This window comes from Curtobacterium sp. MCBD17_030 (assembly GCF_003224255.1).
Classification (GTDB): domain Bacteria; phylum Actinomycetota; class Actinomycetes; order Actinomycetales; family Microbacteriaceae; genus Curtobacterium.
The window spans coordinates 24,981-47,397 of sequence record NZ_QKLI01000005.1 but is presented as its reverse complement, the minus strand read 5'-3'; the positions used below and the strand labels follow the sequence as shown (position 1 = coordinate 47,397).

Sequence of the window (22,417 nt, the reverse complement as noted above, 5' to 3'; positions counted from 1 at the left end):
TGCGCCATCATGACCGCCCAGGTCGGTGGTGGAGACTGCAGGGGCTTGAAAGGAGCACGTCCAGCATGAGCGACACCACGCCCAACGGGCACGGCGACGACGACCGTCGCGACGAGACCACCGGTCCGGACGAGGCGAACGGCAGCCAGCACGGGCACCGCGACGCCGACGACACGGACGTGGTGGGGACGACTCCCGGAGCGGAGGGCGAGCACGAGGTCGCCTCCGACCACCCGACCGAGCAGTACACGACCCCGTACCCGACCTTCGGCGGCGGGTCGTCCTCGGACGCCGACGCCACGGCGACCGCCGAGTACGGCCGGGCCGGGCACGACGCCCAGAACGGCTACGACGCTCAGGACGCGACGTACGGGCAGTACGGCCAGTACTCGCAGCAGGGTCAGTACGGGCAGCAGGGTCAGTACGGCCAGGACGCGCAGTACGGCCAGGACGCGCAGTACGGCCAGGGCCAGTACGGCCAGGGCCAGTACGGCGACGCGTCGCAGTACGGCCAGCAGGGTCAGTACGGCCAGACGTCGCAGTACGGCCAGTACGGCCAGTACGGCCAGCAGGGCCAGTACGGACAGCAGAGCCAGTACGGCCAGGACCGCCCACGCTACGGCGAGTACTCCGGCGCCGCGGCCCCGACCCCGTCGTCCGACCAGGCGCCCTCCTCCGCGACGAGCTCGTTCGGTGACGCCGCGGACCAGCAGCGTGCGAACGGCCACTACTTCTCCGGCGCTCCGGCGTCGACCGGCACCACCACCCGCGAGCGTTCCGGCCGCAACAGGCTCCTCCTGCCTGCCGTGGCGATCGCTCTGGTCGGCGGGCTCGTCGGCGGCGGCATCGTCTGGGCCGCCGACTCGGCCACCGACGGCAACGCCACCTCGAGTGGCTCCGGCACCTCGCAGAGCGGCGGGAACCTGACCGTCAACGACTACGACTCGGCCACCGTCGTGACCGCGGTCGCCGCGAAGGCCACTCCCTCCGTCGTCACGATCAACGTCTCGGCGAGCAGCGAAGCCGGCACCGGTTCCGGCGTCATCCTGAACAAGGACGGCTACATCGTCACGAACACCCACGTGGTGACGCTCGACGGCGACAGCTCGAGCGGCACCATCTCGGTGACGACCTCGAACGGCCGCGTCTACAAGGGCAAGCTCGTCGGCACCGATCCGACGGTGGACCTCGCGGTCATCAAGATCGACGCGCCGGACCTCACCCCGATGGACTTCGCCGACTCGTCGAAGCTCAACGTCGGTGACACCGCCGTGGCGATCGGTGCTCCGCTGGGGCTGTCGAACACCGTCACGGACGGCATCGTCTCGACCCTGAACCGCAGCATCCAGGTCACGTCGAGCGACCCGAACGCGGGCGGCGACTCGAACGAGGGCCAGGGCAACAACGGCAACGGCCCGTTCGACTTCTGGGGCAACGGCGACAACGGCAGCAGTTCCTCGGCGAGCACCACGGTGTCCCTGCCGGTGATCCAGACCGACGCGTCGATCAACCCCGGCAACTCGGGCGGTGCGCTGCTCGACGACAAGGGGCGGCTGATCGGCATCAACGTCGCCATCGCCAGCGCCGGCAGCTCGAGCTCGTCGAGCGCCCAGTCGGGCAGCATCGGCGTCGGGTTCTCGATCCCGTCGAACCTGGTGAAGCGCGTCGCGTCCGAGATCGTCGACAACGGCAAGGCCACGCACGGCCTGCTCGGTGCATCGGTCGGTGACGCGACGGAGGACGCCAACGCCTCGCAGGTCGGCGCCCTCATCAAGTCGGTCGTCTCCGGTGGTGCGGCCGCCGACGCCGGGCTGCAGAAGGGCGACGTCGTCACGAAGCTCGGCGACGCCACGATCGCCGACGCGACGGACCTCACGGCCCAGGTCCGCTTCTTCGCCGGTGGTGCCACGACGAAGGTCACCTACGTCCGCAACGGGGAGACCCGGACCGCCGACGTCCAGCTGGGGACCTACGACAGCTCGAAGTGACCCCGGCCGATCCCATGACGGGAGGCCCGCCACCAGTCCGGTGGCGGGCCTCCCGTCCGTCCGGGGCACGGACGGGACCGGGCAGCACCGCCGGACCGGCTCGACGGGACCGGCTCCGCGGCCTCGGTCCAGGGGGCGGCCAGGTGCCCGCCGCGGGTGCTTGATAGGCTCGGTCCGCTCTGCGGGGCGGCCCCACCGGGTCGTGTCGCGCCCGCCGGACCCCGAGGATCACATGCAGCACGACGGACAGGCCCTGCCGGGTGTCTCCTACGTCATGCCCGTCCTCAACGAGGTGACCGAGGTCCGCGCCGCGGTGGGCAGCCTGCTCGACCAGGACTACACCGGGCCGTTCGAGGTCATCCTGGCCCTGGGTCCGTCGATCGACGGCACGAACGAACTCGTCGCCGAGATGAGCGCCGCCGACCCGCGGATCCGGGCGGTCGACAACCCCGTCGGGTCGACGCCCGCCGGTCTCAACGTCGCGATCCGTGCCTCCGAGCACCCGATCGTGGTGCGGGTCGACGCGCACAGTGTCCTTCCTCCCGACTACACGCGCATCGCCGTCCGGACCCTGCAGGAGTCCGGAGCCGACAACGTCGGCGGCATCATGCGAGCCGAGGGGCGGACGCCGTTCGAGCAGGCCGTGGCCCTCGCCTACGGCAGCCGCGTCGGCCTCGGTGGGACCCCGCACCACGTCGGTGGACAGGCGGGCCCCGCTGAGACGGCGTACCTCGGGGTGTTCCGACGTGAGCGCCTGTTCGCGGTCGGTCTCTTCGACGAGGGCATCAAGCGCGGGCAGGACTGGGAGCTCAACCGGCGCCTCCGGACCACGGGCGGCACGGTCTGGTTCACGCCGGAGCTCGTCGTCACCTACCGGCCGCGGCCGAGCCTGAAGCGTCTGGTGCGTCAGTTCGTGGCCACCGGTCTCTGGCGCGGCGAACTGGCACGGCGGTTCCCGGCCGGCAACGGGCTGCGCTACTTCGTCCCGCCGCTGATGGTCGTGGCCGTCGCCCTCGGGCTGGTCGCCGGACTCGTCGGTGTCGTCGGGGCGGTCCTGGGCTCGCCGCTGGCGTGGGCGATGACCGGGTTCGCGATCCCGGCGGTCTACCTGCTCTTCGTCGTCGTCGGTGCCCTCGCGGTGTCGCGGCGATCGGTGCCGGCGACGCGGGCGTGGCTGCTCGTCGTGCTGCCGTGCATCCACGTCGGCTGGGGTGTCGGCTTCATCATCGGGTTCCTGACGCGGACCTCCGATCTGACCACGCACACGGGACGGTGACCGACATGGCCGACGACGACCTCGGGAACGGCGGCGAGCCGGACCCCCGCGACGCCCGCGGGTTCACCCGCCCGACCTCGATCGCCGAACTGCGGGCGGTCGCCCAGCCGGACGAGGTCCGTGCGCGTGCCAACGCCGAGCACTGGACGGCCTCGCTCTACCTGCGGAACGTCTCGCCGTACCTGACGTCGGTGCTGCTGCACACCCGGGTCAGCGCGAACCAGGTCACCGGCCTGATGATCCTGGTCGGGTGGTCCACCGCGGCCGCGCTGCTCATCCCGGGCATCTTGGGTGCGCTGCTCGCGCTCGTGCTCGGGCAGCTGCAGATGCTCGTCGACTGCTCCGACGGCGAGGTCGCCCGATGGCGCGGGACCCGTTCCCCGGCCGGCATCTTCCTCGACAAGGTCGGGCACTACACGACCGAGGGGCTCATCCCGATCGCACTCGGCGTCCGGGCGGCGACGTGGCCGATCCACGGCGCCGACTGGATGTGGACGACGATCGGCTGCGCCCTCGGCCTCGTCATCGTCCTCAACAAGGCCCTCAACGACATGGTGCACGTGGCGCGTGCGCACGGCGGCATGGAGAAGCTCGCCGACCGGCGCGACGGGGTCACCGCGCCGTCGGGCGCCCGGCTCGCGACGCTCCGCCGCGTCGCCCGCTTCCTGCCGTTCCACCGGCTGTACCACTCGGTCGAACTGACGATCATCACGTTCGTCGTCGCCCTGCTGGCGCTCGTCATCGGACACCCGCTGGCCGACCGGATCCTGGTCGGGGCGCTCCTGCCGCTCGCCGTCCTCGCGACCGCCGGGCACTTCCTGGCGATCATGTCGTCGAAGCGGGTCCGCGCGTGAGGCCCGGCACGCTCCGTCGGGGCGCGGTGCCGCACCGCGACCGACCGCGCGTCGCCGTGGTGAGCCTGTCACAGGGCAACCGACCCGAGGACCTGCGCCGGGGCCTCGAGAGCGTGCTCGCGCAGCAGGGCGTCGAGCTCGACGTGGTCTGCGTCGGCAACGGGTGGCAGCCGGTCGGACTTCCCGAGGGCGTCCGGGCGCTCGCCCTGCCGGAGAACCTCGGCATCCCCGCTGGCCGGAACGCCGGTGCCGCCGAGGTCGACGGTGACTACGTGTTCTTCCTCGACGACGACGCCTCGGTCCCGTCACCGATGTTCCTCCGCGACGCCATCGCGCTGTTCGAGCACGACCCGTCGCTCGGGCTGGTGCAGCCACGGGTGGTCGACCCGACCGGGTCGGCGAACCCCCGACGCTGGGTGCCCCGGATCCGGAAGGGCGACCCGGAGCAGAGCTCACCGGTGTTCTCCGTCTGGGAGGGCGCCGTCGTCCTGCCGATGGACGTCTGGCGGGCGGTCGGCGGTTGGGGAGCCGAGTACTTCTACGCGCACGAGGGCATCGAACTCGCGTGGCGGGTCTGGGACGCCGGACGACGCACCTGGTACGCGGGTGAGCTCGTCGCGAACCACCCGGCGATCGACCCGGCGCGTCACCGCGAGTACGTCCGCCTCAACGCCCGGAACCGGGTGTGGCTGGCGCGGCGCAACCTGCCCGCCGCGCTCCGGCCCCTGTACGTCGGCAGCTGGGCCGCGATCCAGGTGCTGCGCTGGTGGCGGTCGCCGCGGCGGCTCGCGACCTGGTTCGGCGGCGTCGCCGAGGGGTGGCGCACCGACTGCGGGCCGGTCCACGTGATGGGCTGGCGGACGATCGGCCGGATGACGCTGGCCGGCCGCCCACCCGTCGTCTGACAGGGTCGGGACGGACGGGAGGCGCGCCTCCCGTCCGTCCCGGACTGCACCGAACGACCTGTCCGACCCACCGCCCAGGAGCACAGCATGGCCATCGTCAAGGACGCCCGTACCGCGATCCGGCTCGCGCAACGGCTGTGGCGGTCGCGGCGGACGCGGTCGCAGCTGGCCGGTCGGTTGCCCTCGATGCCGATGCCGGCACCGGGGACCGTCGAGATCGCGGTCTACTTCGCCGACGGCCCGGTGAACATGTACCAGATCCGCCAGTGGTACGGCCCGCTCGCCGAACTGGCCCGGCACCGTGGGGTGGCGATCCTGTCCCGCAGCCCCGGAGCGATGCTGGTGTTGGCGGACGAGTCACCCGTCCCCGTCGTCTACGCCCGGCAGGTGGTCGACCTCGAGCGCTTCGTCGCCGAGCAGGCGCCGAAGGTGGTGCTCTACGTCAACCAGAACGCCCGCAACTTCCAGATGATGCGGTACGGGCGGATGTGGCACGTCTTCGTCAACCACGGCGAGAGCGACAAGATGTACATGACGACGAACCAGTTCAAGGCCTACGACGCTGCGCTGATCGCCGGCGACGCGGCCCGGGACCGGCTCGCCGACGCGCTCTGGGACTACGACCTGGACGCCCGGACGATCGCGATCGGTCGGCCCCAGGCGGACCACTTCGCCGGCGAGCCACCGTACCCGGCGGACGACCGCACCGTCGTGCTGTACGCACCGACCTGGGAGGGCGACCGTCCCGCGGCCGCCTACGGGTCGATCGCCAGCCACGGCACGACGATCGCCGAGCAGGTCCTGGCGTCGGCACGACACCGGCTGGTGTACCGGCCGCACCCTCGGAGCGGTGTGCTCGACGCGGACTACCGGGCGGCCCACCAGCGGATCGTCGCCGCCATCACGGCCGCGAACGCCGCCGACCCGTCGGCGCACCACGTGTACGACGACGGGCCGACGCTGGGCTGGCAGCTCGCCGGGGCCGACGTGGCGATCACCGACATCAGCGCGATGATCTACGACCGCCTGGCCGTGGGAAAGCCCCTGATCGTCACCCGACCGGTGTCGCCCGAGGCCGACGTCGACGAGCGCGGCTACCTGGGTGACGCGAACTGGCTGCGGGCGGAGGACGCCGGGGACGTCGTGGCGCGAGTGGACCGCGCCGCCACGGACGCGGACGAACTGGCCCGGCTCCGTCACTGGGTGGAGCGGTACTTCGGGGACACCACGCCGGGCGTCGCCACGGCGCGTTTCCACGACGCGATCGACCGGCTCGTCGCACGCTGGCACGAGGTCGCGCGCGCCCGATCGGCCGACTGACCACTGGCGTGCGGCGGCGTCGCCCGTGCCGGCGTCGCCCGTGTCGGCGCCGCACGGGTGCTCGGGTGCCCCGGGCCGGGTACCCGGTCACGGGGCGAGCCCGGGGCCGGCGAGCGACATCCGCCACAGGAACTCCGTGCGGTCCGGTCGGCGCCACCGGACGATGACGACACCGGTCTCGTCCGCGCCGGCGCCGAAGACGGCCAGGGACAGGCCGCGCCCCGGCTCGAGGCGTCGGACGACGAGCGGTGGCGAGTAGCCGGTGCCGAGGTGGGTGAGGGAGATCCCGTCGAGGGTCTCGGTACTGGTGTTGACCAGTTCGTAGCGGCGTGGAGCGGCTGATCGGTCGATGGAGAAGGGAACCGGGTAGGCGGTGGTGGGGTGGTGCATGGGGAGCACGTTAGGGGTGGGGTCCGACGTCGGGACCCCCGGGGAGCCCTCGGGGACCCGGGGCTGTGGAGCGTGCTGCGGAGGTGCTCGGTTGTGGAGGAGTGGGCGTCAGACGCCGTGGTCCGCGTTGTACCGCTCGAGGGCCTCGTCGATGGGTCCGTCGAACTGCAGTCGGCCACCGTCGAGGTACAGGCCCCGGTCACAGAACCGGCGCAGGTCCTTGTCGTTGTGCGAGACGAAGAACAGCGTCCGGCCGCCCGCCAGGAGCTCCTCGATCCGCTTGTAGCACTTCTCGCGGAACTTCTTGTCGCCCACGGCCAGGACCTCGTCGACCAGGATCACCGGCTCGTCCAGCCGGGAGATGACGGCGAAGGCGATCCGCACCTTCATGCCGCTCGACAGGTGCTTGTAGGGGGTGTCGACGAAGTCCGCGATCTCGGCGAACGCGATGATCTCGTCGAAGGCAGCGCGGATCTCGGCCCGCGACATGCCGTGCAGCCCCGCGGTCAGGTAGACGTTGTCCCGCACCGTCAGGTCGCCGACGAACCCACCGGTGATCTCGATCAGCGGCGCGACACCGGCCCCGACGTGCACACGGCCCTCGTCCGGCAGCATCACCTGGGCGACGAGCTTGAGGAGCGTCGACTTGCCCTGCCCGTTCCGTCCGACGACGCCGATGGCCTCGCCGGGACGGACGTCGAACGACACGTTCCGGAGCGCCCAGAACTCGTCCGCCTTCCGCCGGCGCTGTCCCCGGCCGAAGAGGTCCTTGAAGCTCCGGCTGGCACGGCGGTTCCGTTTGAAGCGGATCCCGGCGTCGGTCACGGAGATCACCGGCGCGGTTGCGCGAGCGGTCGTCACGGGTTCGGTCGTGGCCATCACAGCTCCTTGAGGACGCGGTGCTCGCTCCGACGGAACACCACGAGCCCGATGACGAGGACCATGCCCGTGACGACGACCGACGCGAGCACCTCCTTCCAGTCCAGCTGCCCGGGGAAGAACGCCGAGCGGTAGATGCCGAAGATCCCGCTCAACGGGTTGATCGCCGCGAGGTCGTGCAGGGCCTTCGGCAACGCCTGCGTGCCGTAGATGATCGGGGATGCGTAGAACAGGAAGCGCAGGACGAGCTTGACCGCGCGTTCGAGGTCGCGGAAGAAGACCACGAGCGGTGCCACGATGAGCCCGAGACCGTAGACCAGCGCGACCTGCAGGACGATCGCGAGCGGCCACAGCACGACCTGCCAGTGCAGGTGGGCACCGGTGGCGATGACGAACACCGCGAGCACCGGGATGCTCAGCAGGAACTCGATGCCCTTCGACGCGTCGATCCGGGCGACCCAGATGCTCCGCGGGATCGTCGTCGAGCGGATCAGCTTGGCTTCCTTGATGAAGGCCCGGGTCGAGTCCGACACGGCCCCGGTGAACCACATCCAGGGCAGCAGCGCGGTGAGCAGGAAGACGATGTACGGCTCCTCGCCCACCTTGCCGCGGTGGAACACCTGGGTGAAGACGAACCAGTAGATGGCCGACATCACCAGCGGGTCGAGGATCGACCAGAAGTACCCGAGCGCCGACGTCGAGTACCGCACACGCAGGTCGCGCACCGTCAGCAGCCAGAGGGCCTGGCGGTACCGACGACCGGAACCACGCTGAGCCACCGGCGTCGCGGCGACGACGGTGGTCTGCGTCTGCGCGTCAGTCATGGGTTCCCTCCGGCCGGGACCGCGCCGAGGGGCGGGCCACCCGGGCCGGTGGGCCGGACCGGGGGATCCTGACCGGGCTCAGGCGAACAGGTCGTTCGCGCGCTGCAGGTCCTCGGCGAAGTCGATCTCGACCGCGTACAGGTCGGAGATGTCGATCGGCGTCCAGCGTAGCCCGTCCTCGGCGATGGCAGCCTCGATGCCGCCCTCGAAGTACTCCTGGTCGTCGACCCGGCCGAGCTGGCGGATCAGCGCCTGCTTGTCGGCTGCGGAGACGTAGTTGATGCCCACGGCTTCACCCAGGCCACCGACGACCTTCTTCGAGAGCTTCGCGATGAAGCCCTCGGCGTCGACCGTGTACTTGACCTCTTCGTCGGAGACCTTCTCGGTGTTGACGCTGACGAACGACCGACCCTCGTCGATCATGTCGGCGGCACGGACGAGGGCCATCGGGTCGAAGACCACGTCGCCGTTCATCCAGAGGACGCCGCTCTTGCCGGTCGCCTTGAGTGCCCGGAGCAGGCTCTTCGAGGTGTTCGTGGAGTCGTAGGACTCGTTGTAGACGAAGTTCGCCTCGGGGAAGGCCTCGACGATGTACTCCGACTTGTAGCCGACGACGATCGTGACCCGCGCGCTGGACCCGAAGGCGGCACGGATGTTGTCGAACTGCTGCTGCATGATGGTGCGGCCGTCGCTGAGCTCGGTGAGCGGCTTCGGCAGGCTGCGCCCGAGGCGGCTGCCCATCCCCGCTGCGAGGATGACGATCTGCGTGGTCATGCTTGTCCCTTCCGGTGTCCGCCTGCGTCCGGTCCGCCCGCGAGGGTGGAGGTTCCGGTCCGCACTGGGGGACACGTCGAGCGTGTCCTGACGGGCACTTCGATACGGCTTTCCTGGATACTGCTCGCACCGCGTTCGAGTTGGCCGGGAGTCGCGTGATCCGGAGCGACGAACGCCCGGTCCAGCAACCGCTCCGGGAGCGCTGCGGGCAGGTTTCCGAGTGGTGAACACTCCGTCGTGTCTCGGTGAATGATACGGAACCACCCGGTGCCGGGGTACGGGCCGGGCAGCATCGTGTTCAATTCGTGACCCGGTCGGACACGGCTCAGCGAGCGGTCGGAACCGTTGGTACGGTTGGCCTCGTGTCGGCAGGAACAACGGGAAACGACGACGTCTACAGCACGTCGGACGCGACGTGGACGGCCGACGCGGACGACGACGGCACGACCGTCGCCCTGGGGACGGGCGACGACGACCACGACGACACGGGGGACACGGGTGCGTACGGCGCGCTCGCGGGTGACGACATGACGGACGACAGGACCGGCTCGGAGACGACGGCGGGCGCGGACGTCCTGCCCGCCGGGTCGCCGTCGAGCACGACGTCACAGCCTCGCCAGGGGAAGAAGCGGGACAAGCGTTCCGGCCGGGCGACCCGGCCGCAGGGCGCGGCCCGGACGGGCGACGAGCCGGACGGCCGGGAGGCCCGGGGTGGTTCCGGCACGTCGGCATCCCGGGGCGGCACGGGCGGCTCGGCTGGCACGGGCGGCGCGCCCGGCTCGACCACGACGAAGCGCCCCACCGGTCGGCCGAACGTGCCGCAGCAGCCCGTCGTCCTCCGCGCCGACGGCCTCGTGAAGCGGTACGGCCAGACGCTCGCCGTGGACGACGTCGACCTGGAGATCCGGAAGGGCTCGATCTTCGGGGTCGTCGGCCCGAACGGCGCCGGCAAGACGACGACGCTCTCGGTCCTCACAGGCCTCCTGCGCCCGGACGCCGGCACCGTGACCGTGCTGGACCACGACGTCTGGGCCGACCCGATCGCCGCCAAGCGGGCGATGGGCGTCCTGCCGGACCGGCTCCGCCTGTTCGACCGCCTGACCGGCGCGCAGATGCTCTTCTACTCGGCGACGCTGCGCGGACTCGACGGCAAGACCGCTCGGAGCCGCAGTGCGGACCTGGCCGAGGCGTTCGGCCTCGGCGACGCCCTCGGTCGACCGGTCGCGGACTACTCGATGGGCATGGCGAAGAAGATCGCCCTCGCCGCCACGCTCATCCACTCGCCGCGCGTGCTGGTGCTCGACGAACCGTTCGAGTCCGTCGACCCGGTCAGCGCGACGACCATCACCGACATCCTGCGGCGCTACACCGCGGGCGGCGGCACCGTCGTGCTCTCCAGTCACTCGATGGAACTCGTCCAGCGCACGTGCGACTCCGTGGCGATCATCGTCGGCGGCAAGGTCCTGGCCGCCGGCACCATGGCGCAGGTCCGCGGTCGTCGGAGCCTCGAGGACAAGTTCGTCGAACTCGCCGGCGGTCGTCCCGTCGCAGAGAGCATGGAATGGTTGCACAGCTTCTCCGGCTGAGGGCCGACCTGCTCGCGGGCGAGGTCCGCGGTGGGGCGCGTCGTTCGGCCGCCGTGGTCGTCGGCAGCCTGGCCGCCCTGGTCGTCGTCCTCTGGGCAGCGACCGTCCTCGGCGGGCTCCGCGCCGGCGACCCGGTCGCCGCCCGGACGACCGTGGTCCTGGTCGGCACGGCGGTGGCCCTCGGGTGCACCCTCGTGCCGTTCGCCGTCGGTGTCGCCGACCAGTTCGACCCGCGGCGTTTCGCCGCCTTCGGGATCGGGCAGCGCGACCTGGCCGTCGGGCTCGGTGTCGCCGGGCTCCTGGGCGTCCCGGTCGTCGCGGTCGCCGTGCTCGCCGTCGCGCAGGTCGTCACCTGGAGCCGTGGTGCCGGCCCGGCCCTCCTGGCCGTCGTCGCCGCGGTGCTCGTGCTCGCCACCACGGCCCTGCTCATCCGGGTCGGCAGCACGCTCGGCGCGCTGGCGTTCGCCGGCCACCGCGCCCGCGAGGCCACCTGGCCCGTGGTGCTCGTCGGACTCGTGCTGCTCGTCCCGTCCGTCTCGCTCCTGCTCCGGACCGACCGGCTCGACCCGGCCGGACCCGGACTGCAGCGACTCGCCGACATCGCCGGGTGGACGCCGTGGGGTGCAGCGTGGGCCGTGCCCGCCGACGCCGCCACCGGCCACGTCGGGACGGCGGTCGCCCGGCTGCTCGTGGCGCTCGTCGTCGTCGGGCTGCTCGGCCTGGCCTGGTGGGCACTGGTCGGTCGCGTGCTCGTCACGGTCCCGCGTCCGCTCCGTGCGCGCCGACACCGCGCGCTGGGCTGGTTTGACCGGCTCGGCTCGACCCCGTTCGGCGCCGTCGCGGCCCGGGCGCTGACGTACTGGACCCGCGACCCGCGGTACCGCAGCTCGTACCTGATCCTGGCGTTCGTGCCGATCGTGGTGCTGCCGCTCGGAGTGGCCGGGGTGCCCTGGGCGTGGACGGCCCTCGTGCCGCTGCCGCTGATGGCCCTGATCGCCGGGTTCCTGCCGCACAACGACGTCTCCTACGACAACACCGCGGTGTGGTTGCACGTCGCCTCCGGCGCTCCGGGCTGGACCGACCGCCTCGGCCGTCTGGTGCCGCTCATCGTCGTCGGCGTGCCACTGCTGGTCGCCGGGGCTGCGGTGTCCGCCTGGCTGTACGGCGACATGGCCGCGTTCCCGCTGCTCGTGGCGGTGTCGGCCAGCGGGTTGCTCGGCGGGCTCGGCCTGTCGAGCATCGTCTCGGTCGCACTGCCGTACCCGACCGTCCGACCGGGTGACCACCCGTTCCACCAGCCGCAGGCCGCGGGAGCGACGGCGACCGTCGCGCAGACCCTGATGGTCATCGGCACGGTGCTCTGCATGGTGCCGGCCGGGTGGCTCGGCGTGCGCGCGCTCATCGGCGCGGAGGACCCGTCGCTGACGCTCGTCCTCGGTGTCGGGATCGGCGTCGGCGTGGTCGTCCTGGTGCTCGGCGTCGTCGTCGGAGGCGCGGTGTTCGACCGACGTGGCCCGGACCTCCTGGCCGCCGCGCAGCGGAACTGACCCACCGCAGCCGGTCCGCCCGCGCACTGCAGCCGCTCCGCCCACAGCGTGACCGATCGGCCGACGGACCCGGCGGTGACGACGTACCCTGGTGACATGAGCACGACGGAACCCGGTGGTGGCGGCCTCGATGTGATGGACCGCGAACTCGAGAAGCTCCTGGAAGAGGAGGCGATCGAGCCCGGCGACCACGAGCGCTTCTCGCACTACGTCAAGAAGGACAAGATCCTCGAGTCTGCCCTGACCGGCAAGGCCGTCAAGGCCCTGTGCGGCAAGAAGTGGATCCCGGGCCGGGACCCCGAGAAGTTCCCGGTCTGCCCGGACTGCAAGGCGATCTACGAGAAGATGAAGTCCGAGTGACCCCCGCCGACGCCGCTCAGACGAGCAGCGTCGGGATGGCCGGGTCGCCCCGACCGATCCGCTCGGCATCGGCCGGCAGTTCCGCCTTCGCGCGCTTGTGGTGGGCCCGAGCGGCCTCGACCCCGGCGGATCCGAGGAACGCCGGATCGACCTCGCCGTGCGTGACGACGGGGACGAGCAGGTCCCGCTCGTCCGGGCCGACGGACCCGGAGGTCAGCACGACCTCCGCCGTCGCGATGCCGTTCCGCAGACGACGGCCGGCCTCCTTCCGTCCGCCGACCGACGCCTTGTCGGCGGACTTCTTCGCCACCGGCACCCACTCGCCCGCGGGGGAGTGGTGTGCGACGAGCTTGAAGACCATGCCCGCGGCCGGGTGCCCCGACCCGGAGACGACCGACGTGCCGACGCCGTAGGAGTCGACCGGTGCGGCACGGAGTGCGGCGATCGTGTACTCGTCCAGGTCGTTGGTCACCGTGATCTTCGTCGCGGTCGCGCCGAGCCGGTCGAGCTGCGCGCGCACCGACGCGACGACCGACGGCAGGTCACCGCTGTCGATGCGGACCGCGCCGAGCTTGCCGTCGGTCAGGCGGACGGCCGTCTCGACCGCCGCCTCGATGTCGTACGTGTCGACGAGCAGGGTCGTACCGCTGCCGAGCGCGTCGAGCTGGGACCGGAACGCGGCCTCTTCCGAGTCGTGCAGGAGCGTGAACGCGTGCGCCGCGGTGCCCATCGTCGGGATGCCCCAGGTCCGGCCGGCCTCCAGGTTGCTCGTCGCACCGAAGCCCGCGATGTAGGCGGCCCGGGCGGCGGCGACGGCGTTCCACTCACCGGTCCGACGCGAGCCCATCTCGGCGAGCGGGCGCCGGTCGGCGGCGGACACCATGCGCGCGGCGGCGGAGGCGATGGCGGAGTCGGCGTTGAACACGCTGAGCGCCAGGGTCTCGAGCATCACGGCCTCGGCGAAGGTGCCCTCGATCTGCAGCACGGGGGAGTTCGGGAAGAAGACCTCGCCCTCGCGGTACGCACGGACGTGCCCGCTGAACCGGTAGTCGGCGAGCCACCGGGCGGTGCCCTCGTCGATGACGCGGCGGTCCCGGAGGAACCCGATCTCCTCGTCGCCGAACCGGAACTCGGTCAGCTGGGTGAGGAAGCGTCCGAGGCCCGCGGCGACGCCGTACCGGCGCCCGTCCGGCAGTCGTCTCGCGAAGACCTCGAAGACGCAGCGGCGATCGGCGGTGCCGTCCTTCAAGGCGGCGTCGACCATGGTGAGTTCGTACTGGTCCGTCAGGAGCGCGGTGGTCACCCCTCCGACGATAGTCACGACCGGTACCGGAACGCACGGCTCGGGGCAGGAGAGCGTCCCCGGCGGTCCGTGTCGGACTGGAGGCCCGGAGCACGCCCGCAGGGTCGGCGCGCGTCGGTACGCTGGTCACCGTGACGGATGCACCGATCGGAGTCTTCGACAGCGGCGTCGGCGGGCTGACGGTGGCCCGGGCGATCATCGACCAGCTGCCCCGCGAGAGCATCCGCTACGTCGGGGACACGCTGCACTCGCCGTACGGCCCGAAGCCCATCGCCGACGTCCGCCGCTACGCACTCGAGGTCATGGACGACCTCGTCGACCAGGGCGTCAAGGCGCTCGTCATCGCGTGCAACACCGCGAGTTCCGCCGTCCTCCGCGACGCCCGTGAACGCTACGAGCAGGCGTACGGCATCCCCGTCGTCGAGGTCATCCAGCCCGCCGCGCGGGCCGCCGTCAAGCAGACCCGCACCGGCCGCATCGGGGTCATCGGCACCATCGGCACCATCGCGTCCCGTGCCTACGAGGACGCCTTCGCGGTGGCCGCGGACGTGACCCTCACCACCGCCGCGTGCCCCCGCTTCGTCGAGTTCGTCGAGGCCGGGGACACCTCGTCCGCCCGGCTCCGCGAGGTCGCCGCGGGCTACCTCGCACCCGTGCGGGCCGCCGGGGTCGACACGCTGGTCCTCGGTTGCACGCACTACCCGCTCATGTCCGCCGCGATCCAGTACGTCATGGGGCCGGACGTCACGCTGGTCTCGAGCGCCGAGGAGACCGCGAACGACGTCTACCGCCGACTGGTCGAACACGGTCTGGAACGCACCGGCACCGAACCGCCGGAGTACTCGTTCGAGGCCACCGGTGCCGACGAGGCCGGGTTCGTCCGCCTGGCCCGCCGGTTCCTCGGCCCCGAGGTCGCGACCGTCGGCCACCTCGAGACCGGCTCCATCACGCTACCGCGCACCCTGCGCTGACCATGCCCCACGCCGCCGCCCGGCGGACGCACGACGACCGGACCACCCGCACCGAGCCTCCAGGCCGGACCGAGAGGAACACCATGAACGCCACCGACGGCACCGTCCGCATCGACGGCCGGACCACCACCGACCACCGACCCGTCACCATCGAACGCGGCTGGAGCACCCAGGCCGAGGGCAGCGCGCTCATCTCGTTCGGCAACACCCGGGTGCTCTGCACCGCCTCGTTCACCAACGGGGTTCCACGCTGGATGGCCGGCAAGGGCACCGGCTGGGTCACCGCCGAGTACTCGATGCTCCCGCGGTCCACGAACGAGCGCATGCAGCGTGAGTCGATCAAGGGCAAGGTCGGCGGGCGCACGCACGAGATCTCCCGGCTGATCGGCCGTTCGCTGCGCGCCGTCGTCGACATGAAGGGGCTGGGCGAGAACACCCTCGTGCTCGACTGCGACGTGCTGCAGGCCGACGGCGGCACCCGCACCGCGTCGATCACCGGCGCCTACGTGGCGATGGTCGACGCGATCGAGTGGGGTCGCGAGCGTGGCTTCATCGGCAAGAAGGCGACGCCGCTCACCGACAGCGTGCAGGCGATCTCCGTCGGCATCGTCGGGGGTGTGCCGATGCTCGACCTGGCCTACGAAGAGGACTCGCGCGCCGACACCGACATGAACATCGTCACGACCGGGTCGGGCAAGTTCATCGAGGTGCAGGGCACCGCCGAGCACGCGCCGTTCGACCGCCAGGAGTTGGACGCGTTGCTCGAACTCGGGCTGGCTGGGAACGCGTCGCTCGCCGCGGTGCAGCGCACGGCACTGGGGCTGGCATGACCGCGGCGACGGCGGACGGCACCGCCCGGACCGTCGTGCTGGCCACGCACAACCAGGGCAAGGTCGTCGAACTGCGTGAGATCCTCGGTTCGGCCCTGGGTGACGGCGTGACGCTCTCGTCCTACGACGGGCCCGAACCCGTCGAGGACGGTGACACCTACGCGGCGAACGCGCTCATCAAGGCACGGGCCGCGGTCGCCCACACCGGACTGCCGGCCCTGGCGGACGACTCCGGCATCGCGGTCGACGCGCTCGACGGAGCACCCGGCATCCACTCCGCCCGGTACGCCGGCACCCGGGTGGACGCCGACAACATCGCGCTGCTGCTGCAGAACCTGGACGGTGTGGTCGAGCGCACCGCGGCGTTCGTCTGCGCCGCCGCGTTCGTCACGCCCTCCGGCGTCGAGCACGTGTTCGAGGCCGTCTGGAACGGCGAGGTCCGCACCGAGCCGATCGGGGACGGCGGACACGGCTACGACCCGGTGTTCCAGCCGGACGACGCGGACCGCTCGGCGGCGCAGCTGACCCGGGCGGAGAAGAACGCGCTGAGCCACCGGTCGAAGGCCTTCCGGGGCATCGCACCGATCGTCCGCGAGTGGTTCGACGGCGAGACGCCGCGGGCGTAGGCGCGCCTGGCGCTGGCGCTGGCGCTGGTGCTGGCGCCGATCGGCAGCGCACTACGGAAACCGGCTCGAACCACGGGATTGCGTGGTTCGAGCCGGTTCGTGTTGTGCGGGTCCCGCTCGCGCCGGGCGGGCGCTGCGGGCTACGGCTGCTCGGGCTCGCGCTGCTTGGCCTTGCGGGCGTTCCGGAAGTAGGTGATCGCGGCGGGGACCACGGTGACGACGACCGCCGCCAGCAGGATCACGTCGATGTAGTTGCGCACGAGGTACGCCACGGCCGGGATGTACCCGAGGAAGTAGCCGAGGAACGTGACGCCCACGCCCCAGATGACCGCTCCGACCGCGTTGTAGAGCGAGTACTTCTTGTAGTTCATCCGGCCGACACCGGCCGCGATCGGTGCGAACGTCCGGACGACGGGGACGAAGCGCGCGAGGATCACCGCGAGGGCGCCGTACCTGTGGAAGAACGCGTTCGTCCGGTCGACGTTCGCCTTCGAGAACAGACCGCTGTCCTTGCGCTCGAAGATCGGCGGACCGGCCTTCTTGCCGATGTAGTAGCCGAGCTCGCCGCCGAGGAACGCCGCTGCGCCGATCATCAGCGCGACGACCCAGATCGGGATCCCGCCGATCTGGCCGTCGCGGTCGAAGGCGAACAGGCCCGTGATGACGAGCAGGCTGTCGCCGGGGAAGATGAAGCCGACCAGCAGCCCGGTCTCGGCGAAGATGATCGCGCAGACGATGAGCACGGCGAACGCCCCGAAGTGGTCGAGGATGTACTGCGGATCCAGCCAGGGGATCAGGGCGAGTGCGACGGAGTGCATGGTTCTTCCGGTCGGCGGGCGAGGGCGGGTGGAGCACCCGCCGGACCGAGGCTACCGTGCAGGCGTGTCCGGGCCGTCCGTCGGGAGGGTGACGTGCGGAGCGGCCTCGAGCACCGTCCTCGGGGACACTCGGTGCGGAAGGAGGGACTCGAACCCTCATGCCGGAGCACAGGAACCTAAATCCTGCGTGTCTACCAATTCCACCACTCCCGCTGGCCGACCCAGTGTACGCAGCGGGCCGGGTGGCTGAGCTGGGGCGCGACCGCGCGACGGACCCCGGTCAGCGCAGCGTGCGGGGCAGGTACCGCGGCACGTACCGGAGCAGGATGCCCGCGCCGACCAGGCCGAGCACCCCCATCACGCCGCTCGCGACGGCGATCGTCGCGAGCGCGGTGACGCCGGAGATCACGAGCGGGGCCGCGGCGGACCCGAGGTCGCCGGTGAACCGCCACGCCCCGAGGAACGGCGCCGGCCGGTCGGAGGGTGCCAGGTCCGCGCCGAGCGTCATGAGGATCCCGGAGCCGACGCCGTTCGCCAGTGACATCGCCATCGCGACCGCGACGAACCAGCCGACACGGGCGTCGAGGTGGTCGCTCCAGGCCAGCAGGAAGTAGCAGATGCTCAGGCCGAGCATGCAGGGCAGGGCGCTCGCCAGGCGTCCCCAGCGGTCCATGATCTGCCCGCTCGTGTAGAAGAGCGCGAAGTCGACGGCGCCGGCGATGCCGATGACGAGAGCAGCGGTGGAGTCGTCCAGGCCGACGCTGACCGCCCAGAGCGGCAGGATCACCTGGCGTCCGGCGCGCATAGCGCCGATCAGCGCCGCCCCGCTGCCGAGACGCACGAGCACGCGGTGGTGCGCGCGGATGGTCCGGAAGAGACCGTGGGACTCCTCCTCGACGAACTGTTCGCCCTCGAGCTCGCCCGGTCGCGTCGTACCGGCGGTCGTCGCCGCCGCGTCGGTCGCCGTCGGCCGGGAGGCCCGTGCCGGCCGCTGCAGGCCGCGCACGCCCGTCGCGGGGTCGCGGATGACGAGCAGCACCACGGCAGCGCCGAGGCAGCAGACGACGTGCACCCAGAACGCGCTCTGGGTCGTGCCGGTGAGGTGGATGACCCCGGCCGCCAGGAACGGACCGACGAAGTAGCCGAAGCGGAAGACGCCGCCGAGGCTCGACAGGGCCCGGGCCCGGATCCGCAACGGGATCGCGGTCGTCATGTACGCGTGCCGGGCCAGCGCGAAGACGGCGGTGGACAGACCCACCAGGAAGACGCCGACGGCCAGGACGAGGGGGTTCGGGGCGACGGTGCAGACCAGCAGCCCGACGACCGAGACCACCGCGGCGCCGATCATGGCGTTGCGTTCGCCGATCCTCGCCACGACGACACCCGAGGGGACGTCCCCGATGAGCTCGCCGACCAGGATCAACGAGGCGACGAACCCGGCGACCGCCAGGGTCGCCCCGAGGGAGTCCGCCGCGATCGGGATGATCGGGATGATGGCGCCCTCGCCGATCGCGAAGAGCGCAGCGGGCAGGAACCCGGACAGCAGGACGCCCCGGAGGTCGAAGGCGTCGTTCGTGGTGCTCGTCATCGTCGAGCAACGGTACGCCGTGTCGGAGTTACCCTGGACGCATGCGTGTTCTGGCGGCGATGAGCGGTGGTGTCGATTCGGCGGTGGCCGCGGCCCGGGCGGTGGACGCCGGCCACGACGTCGTCGGGGTGCACCTGGCGCTCAGCCGGATGCCCGGCACCCTGCGCACCGGCAGCCGCGGCTGCTGCACGATCGAGGACTCGATGGACGCCCAGCGTGCCGCCGCGGCCCTCGGCATCCCGTACTACGTGTGGGACTTCTCGGCTCGGTTCAAGGAGGACGTCGTCGACGACTTCGTGGCCGAGTACCAGGCTGGCCGCACGCCGAACCCCTGCATGCGCTGCAACGAGCGGATCAAGTTCGCGGCCCTGCTCGAGAAGGCACTGGCCCTCGGGTTCGACGCCGTCGCGACGGGCCACTACGCCTCGATCGTCACCGGCCCGGACGGCTCGCGGGAGCTGCACCGCTCGGCGGCGTGGGCCAAGGACCAGTCGTACGTGCTCGGCGTCCTGACGGCCGAACAGCTCCGCCACGCCATGTTCCCGCTCGGGGCCACCCCGTCGAAGGACGAGGTCCGGGCCGAGGCCGCCGCCCGCGGGCTGACGGTTGCGCAGAAGCCGGACTCGTACGACATCTGCTTCATCCCCGACGGTGACACCCGCGGGTGGCTCGCCGACCGCGTGGGCAGCGAGACCGGCGACGTCGTCGAGCGCGACGGCACCGTCGTCGGCAGCCACGACGGCGCGCACGGCTACACGGTCGGGCAGCGCCGCGGTCTGGCGCTCGGACGTCCGGCGGCGGACGGCAAGCCCCGCTTCGTGCTGAAGATCCGCCCGAAGGACAACACCGTCGTCGTCGGCCCGAAGGAGGCGCTCGACGTCGCCTCACTCTCGGGCACCCGGTACACCTGGGCCGGCGCGGCACCGGCGGACCCGTCCACCCCGTTCCGCTGCGACGTGCAGATCCGGGCGCACGCCGACCCGGAGCCCGCGACGGCCCGGATCGAGGACGGCGCGCTCGTGATCGTCCCGGACGCGCCGCTCTCCGGTGTCGCGCCCGGACAGACAGCCGTCGTGTACGTCGGCACGCGCGTGCTCGGGCAGTGCACGATCGACACCACCGTGTCGGCGGCACCCGTCCCCACCTGAGCGCACGCGCCTGACCTCGCACGTGCCTCAGGCCGCTGCGACCGGGGTCGGTGGCGCACGGTAGAACTGACACATGAGCGACACCGACGCGACCTTCGAGACCATCGACCCCGCGGGCCTCGACGCCGCGCAGGCCGCTCGAGAGGTCGACCGGCTGCGCCTCCGTCTCAACGAACTGCGGCACGCGTACTACGAGGGCAACGGCTCGCCGGTCGCCGATGCCGAGTACGACACGATGATGCGCCGACTCGATGCGATCGAGCAGCGCTTCCCGGAACTGCTGACCGAGGACAGCCCGACGCAGACCGTCGGCGGGCAGGCGCAGACGACGCAGTTCGCGCCGGTGGAGCACGCCGAGCGCATGCTGAGCCTGGACAACGTGTTCAGCCCGGAGGAACTGACCGACTGGGCGCTCAAGGTCCAGCGGGACGCCGGCACCGAGCGCGTGCGCTTCCTGTCCGAGCTGAAAATCGACGGCCTCGCGATCAACCTCCGCTACGAGCACGGTCGCCTCGTCTCGGCGGCCACCCGCGGTGACGGTGTGGTGGGCGAGGACGTGACCGGCAACGTCCGGACCATGGGCACGATCCCGGACCGGCTCGCCGGCAGCGGTCACCCGCCCCTGGTGGAGGTCCGTGGCGAGATCTTCTTCCCGGTCGCGCAGTTCGACGAGCTGAACGCCCGACAGCGCGACGCCGGCGAGCGGGTGTTCGCCAACCCGCGGAACGCCGCCGCCGGGTCCCTCCGCCAGAAGGAGGAGGGCAAGTCCGCCGCGAAGCGCGAGCTCATGGTGGACCGCCTGCGCCGACTCCGGATGCTCGTGCACGGCATCGGTGCCTGGCCGGTCGCCGAACTCGAGCGCGACACCGACGTCCGCGCCCAGTCCGAGGTCTACGAGCTGCTGCACGAGTGGGGGCTGCCGACCGGCACGCACCACCGCGTGTTCGACTCGGTGGAGGACGTCCTGGGCTTCGTCAAGGACTACGGGGAACGCCGGTCCTCGGTCGAGCACCAGATCGACGGCATCGTCATCAAGGTCGACGATCTGGCGCTGCACGAGGAACTCGGGTCGACCAGTCGTGCCCCGCGCTGGGCGATCGCCTACAAGTACCCGCCGGAGGAGGTCCACACGAAGCTGCTCGACATCGTCGTCAGTGTCGGCCGCACCGGTCGGGCCACCCCGTTCGCCGCGATGGAGCCCGCCGAGGTCGCCGGCTCGGTGGTCCGGCAGGCCACCCTGCACAACCAGCAGGTGGTGAAGGCGAAGGGCGTCCTGATCGGTGACACGGTCGTGCTCCGCAAGGCCGGCGACGTCATCCCCGAGGTCCTCGGCCCGGTCGTCGAACTGCGCGACGGCACCGAGCGCGAGTTCGTGATGCCGACCAACTGCCCGGAGTGCGGCACCCCGCTCCGCCCGGCGAAGGAGGGCGACATCGACCTCCGTTGCCCGAACGCCGAGAGCTGCCCCGCCCAGGTGCGTGGGCGGGTCGAGCACATCGCCTCCCGCGGGTCGCTCGACATCGAGGGCCTGGGCGAGGTCGCCGCCGCCGCCCTCACGCAGCCGGTGTTCCCCGAGACCCCGCCACTCGTGACCGAGGCGGGGCTGTTCGACCTGACGCTGGAGGACATCGTGCCGATCGAGGTCGTCGTCCGCGATGCCGAGACGGGCATGGAGAAGACCGAGGACGGCGGCGCCCCGAAGCGCGTGACCCCGTTCAGCCGGGCACGGAAGAAGACCGACCCGCCGTTCGACCCGGAGGCCCGCGGTGCGGACTACACCGGCGAACCCAGCCGGTACCCGTCGAAGAACGCGTTCGAGATGCTCGCGAACATCGACGCCGCGAAGACGAAGCCGCTGTGGCGCATCCTCGTCGGGCTGAACATCCGTCACGTCGGACCCGTCGCGGCCCGCGCGCTCGCGAACCACTTCGGGTCGCTCGACGCGATCCGCTCGTCCTCGCGCGACGAGCTGGCGGCGGTCGACGGCGTCGGCGGGATCATCGCCGACGCACTGCTCGACTGGTTCGAGGTCGACTGGCACCGCGAGATCATCGATCGCTGGACGGCGGCGGGCGTGCAGCTCACGACGCCCGGACACCCCGGGCCGGGAGTGGCGACCGAAGCAGGTGGTGTGCTCGCCGGCATCACGGTCGTCGCGACCGGGTCCCTCGAGGGCTTCAGTCGCGAGGGTGCGCAGGAGGCGATCATCGCCGCCGGGGGGAAGGCAGCGTCGAGCGTCAGCAAGAAGACCGACTTCGTCGCCGCTGGCCCGGGCGCCGGCTCCAAGCTGACGAAGGCGGAGCAGCTCGGGTTGCGGATCATCGACGCGGCGCAGTTCGCCCTCCTGGTGAGCGAGGGACCGGCTGCCCTGGGTGACCCTGCACCCACGGAGCTCGACGAGCCCGCCGCCGAGCCGGGAGCGCAGTAGCG

The 22,417-nt window shown here is 71.6% G+C and carries 20 protein-coding genes and 1 tRNA gene; 13 read left to right on the top strand and 8 right to left on the bottom strand.

What is annotated here, in order from left to right:
- Nucleotides 1-65: 65 nt before the first annotated feature.
- The 5 genes from DEI89_RS17605 (at nt 66) to DEI89_RS06555 (ending at nt 6,343) form a co-directional block, all read left to right on the top strand.
- Complete coding sequence (locus DEI89_RS17605) at nt 66-1,988, top strand: S1C family serine protease (protein WP_181421530.1); 1,923 nt, start codon at nt 66-68, stop codon at nt 1,986-1,988.
- Between the two features lie 232 nt (nt 1,989-2,220).
- A complete protein-coding gene (locus DEI89_RS06570; protein WP_110903251.1) occupies nt 2,221-3,264 on the top strand; it encodes a glycosyltransferase family 2 protein in 1,044 nt (347 codons plus the stop codon).
- Between the two features lie 5 nt (nt 3,265-3,269).
- A complete protein-coding gene (locus DEI89_RS06565) occupies nt 3,270-4,118 on the top strand; it encodes a CDP-alcohol phosphatidyltransferase family protein (protein WP_110903380.1) in 849 nt (282 codons plus the stop codon).
- Nucleotides 4,115-5,023 (top strand): glycosyltransferase family 2 protein, encoded by a 909-nt coding sequence (locus DEI89_RS06560; RefSeq protein ID WP_258368806.1) that lies wholly within the window; start codon nt 4,115-4,117, stop codon nt 5,021-5,023. The genes DEI89_RS06565 and DEI89_RS06560 overlap by 4 nt, the downstream gene beginning before the upstream one ends.
- A gap of 87 nt (nt 5,024-5,110) precedes the next feature.
- The gene (locus DEI89_RS06555) at nt 5,111-6,343 is read left to right on the top strand and encodes a CDP-glycerol glycerophosphotransferase family protein (protein ID WP_110903250.1); all 1,233 of its coding nucleotides are present in this window, start codon (nt 5,111-5,113) and stop codon (nt 6,341-6,343) included.
- A gap of 87 nt (nt 6,344-6,430) precedes the next feature.
- On the opposite strand, the gene DEI89_RS06550 is transcribed toward DEI89_RS06555, so the two are convergent.
- The 4 genes from DEI89_RS06550 to DEI89_RS06535 form a co-directional block, all read right to left on the bottom strand.
- A complete protein-coding gene (locus DEI89_RS06550) occupies nt 6,431-6,733 on the bottom strand; it encodes a hypothetical protein (RefSeq protein WP_110903249.1) in 303 nt (100 codons plus the stop codon).
- A gap of 108 nt (nt 6,734-6,841) precedes the next feature.
- Nucleotides 6,842-7,612, bottom strand: coding sequence for an ABC transporter ATP-binding protein (locus DEI89_RS06545; protein WP_110903248.1), 771 nt, complete (start codon nt 7,610-7,612; stop codon nt 6,842-6,844).
- Nucleotides 7,612-8,436, bottom strand: coding sequence for an ABC transporter permease (locus tag DEI89_RS06540; RefSeq protein ID WP_110903247.1), 825 nt, complete (start codon nt 8,434-8,436; stop codon nt 7,612-7,614). The genes DEI89_RS06545 and DEI89_RS06540 overlap by 1 nt, the downstream gene beginning before the upstream one ends.
- Before the next feature lie 78 nt (nt 8,437-8,514).
- Entirely contained in the window at nt 8,515-9,210 is a 696-nt protein-coding gene (locus DEI89_RS06535) for an NTP transferase domain-containing protein (protein WP_110903246.1), read from the bottom strand.
- Between the two features lie 362 nt (nt 9,211-9,572).
- Between DEI89_RS06535 and DEI89_RS06530 the strand changes: the two genes are divergently transcribed.
- The 3 genes from DEI89_RS06530 (at nt 9,573) to DEI89_RS06520 (ending at nt 12,703) form a co-directional block, all read left to right on the top strand.
- Nucleotides 9,573-10,796: an ABC transporter ATP-binding protein gene (locus DEI89_RS06530; RefSeq protein ID WP_258368804.1), complete on the top strand. Its 1,224-nt coding sequence runs from the start codon at nt 9,573-9,575 to the stop codon at nt 10,794-10,796.
- Nucleotides 10,772-12,343 (top strand): ABC transporter permease, encoded by a 1,572-nt coding sequence (locus DEI89_RS06525; RefSeq protein WP_146236698.1) that lies wholly within the window; start codon nt 10,772-10,774, stop codon nt 12,341-12,343. Before DEI89_RS06530 ends, DEI89_RS06525 begins: the two co-directional genes overlap by 25 nt.
- A 96-nt stretch (nt 12,344-12,439) precedes the next feature.
- The gene (locus DEI89_RS06520) at nt 12,440-12,703 is read left to right on the top strand and encodes a DUF3039 domain-containing protein (RefSeq protein ID WP_110823714.1); all 264 of its coding nucleotides are present in this window, start codon (nt 12,440-12,442) and stop codon (nt 12,701-12,703) included.
- Between the two features lie 16 nt (nt 12,704-12,719).
- Here the strand turns inward: DEI89_RS06520 and DEI89_RS06515 are convergent, their stop codons facing one another.
- Nucleotides 12,720-14,006 (bottom strand): nicotinate phosphoribosyltransferase, encoded by a 1,287-nt coding sequence (locus tag DEI89_RS06515; protein WP_110903244.1) that lies wholly within the window; start codon nt 14,004-14,006, stop codon nt 12,720-12,722.
- 131 nt (nt 14,007-14,137) lie between these two features.
- Between DEI89_RS06515 and murI the strand changes: the two genes are divergently transcribed.
- From murI to rdgB, 3 genes are all read left to right on the top strand, one after another.
- Nucleotides 14,138-14,977, top strand: coding sequence for a glutamate racemase (gene murI, locus DEI89_RS06510; protein WP_110903243.1), 840 nt, complete (start codon nt 14,138-14,140; stop codon nt 14,975-14,977).
- 83 nt (nt 14,978-15,060) lie between these two features.
- Nucleotides 15,061-15,807 carry a ribonuclease PH gene (gene rph, locus DEI89_RS06505; protein ID WP_110903242.1) on the top strand — a complete coding sequence of 249 codons (747 nt, stop codon included), beginning with the start codon at nt 15,061-15,063 and terminating at the stop codon, nt 15,805-15,807.
- On the top strand, nt 15,804-16,433 hold the full coding sequence (gene rdgB, locus DEI89_RS06500) for an RdgB/HAM1 family non-canonical purine NTP pyrophosphatase (RefSeq protein ID WP_110903241.1): 630 nt from the start codon (nt 15,804-15,806) through the stop codon (nt 16,431-16,433). The genes rph and rdgB overlap by 4 nt, the downstream gene beginning before the upstream one ends.
- Nucleotides 16,434-16,573: 140 nt before the next feature.
- Here rdgB and DEI89_RS06495 read toward each other — a convergent pair whose 3' ends face one another.
- From DEI89_RS06495 to DEI89_RS06485, 3 genes are all read right to left on the bottom strand, one after another.
- The gene (locus DEI89_RS06495) at nt 16,574-17,251 is read right to left on the bottom strand and encodes a DedA family protein (RefSeq protein ID WP_110903240.1); all 678 of its coding nucleotides are present in this window, start codon (nt 17,249-17,251) and stop codon (nt 16,574-16,576) included.
- A gap of 133 nt (nt 17,252-17,384) precedes the next feature.
- A tRNA-Leu gene (locus DEI89_RS06490) sits at nt 17,385-17,464 on the bottom strand.
- Nucleotides 17,465-17,531: 67 nt separating this feature from the next.
- Nucleotides 17,532-18,839, bottom strand: a complete 1,308-nt coding sequence (locus DEI89_RS06485; RefSeq protein ID WP_110903239.1) for an MFS transporter — start codon at nt 18,837-18,839, stop codon at nt 17,532-17,534.
- Between the two features lie 41 nt (nt 18,840-18,880).
- Here DEI89_RS06485 and mnmA point away from each other — a divergent pair, with 41 nt between their 5' ends.
- Nucleotides 18,881-19,987 carry a tRNA 2-thiouridine(34) synthase MnmA gene (gene mnmA / locus DEI89_RS06480; protein WP_110903238.1) on the top strand — a complete coding sequence of 369 codons (1,107 nt, stop codon included), beginning with the start codon at nt 18,881-18,883 and terminating at the stop codon, nt 19,985-19,987.
- A 73-nt stretch (nt 19,988-20,060) separates the two neighbouring features.
- Nucleotides 20,061-22,415 carry an NAD-dependent DNA ligase LigA gene (gene ligA, locus DEI89_RS06475; protein ID WP_110903237.1) on the top strand — a complete coding sequence of 785 codons (2,355 nt, stop codon included), beginning with the start codon at nt 20,061-20,063 and terminating at the stop codon, nt 22,413-22,415.
- The last annotated feature ends 2 nt before the right edge of the window (nt 22,416-22,417 follow it).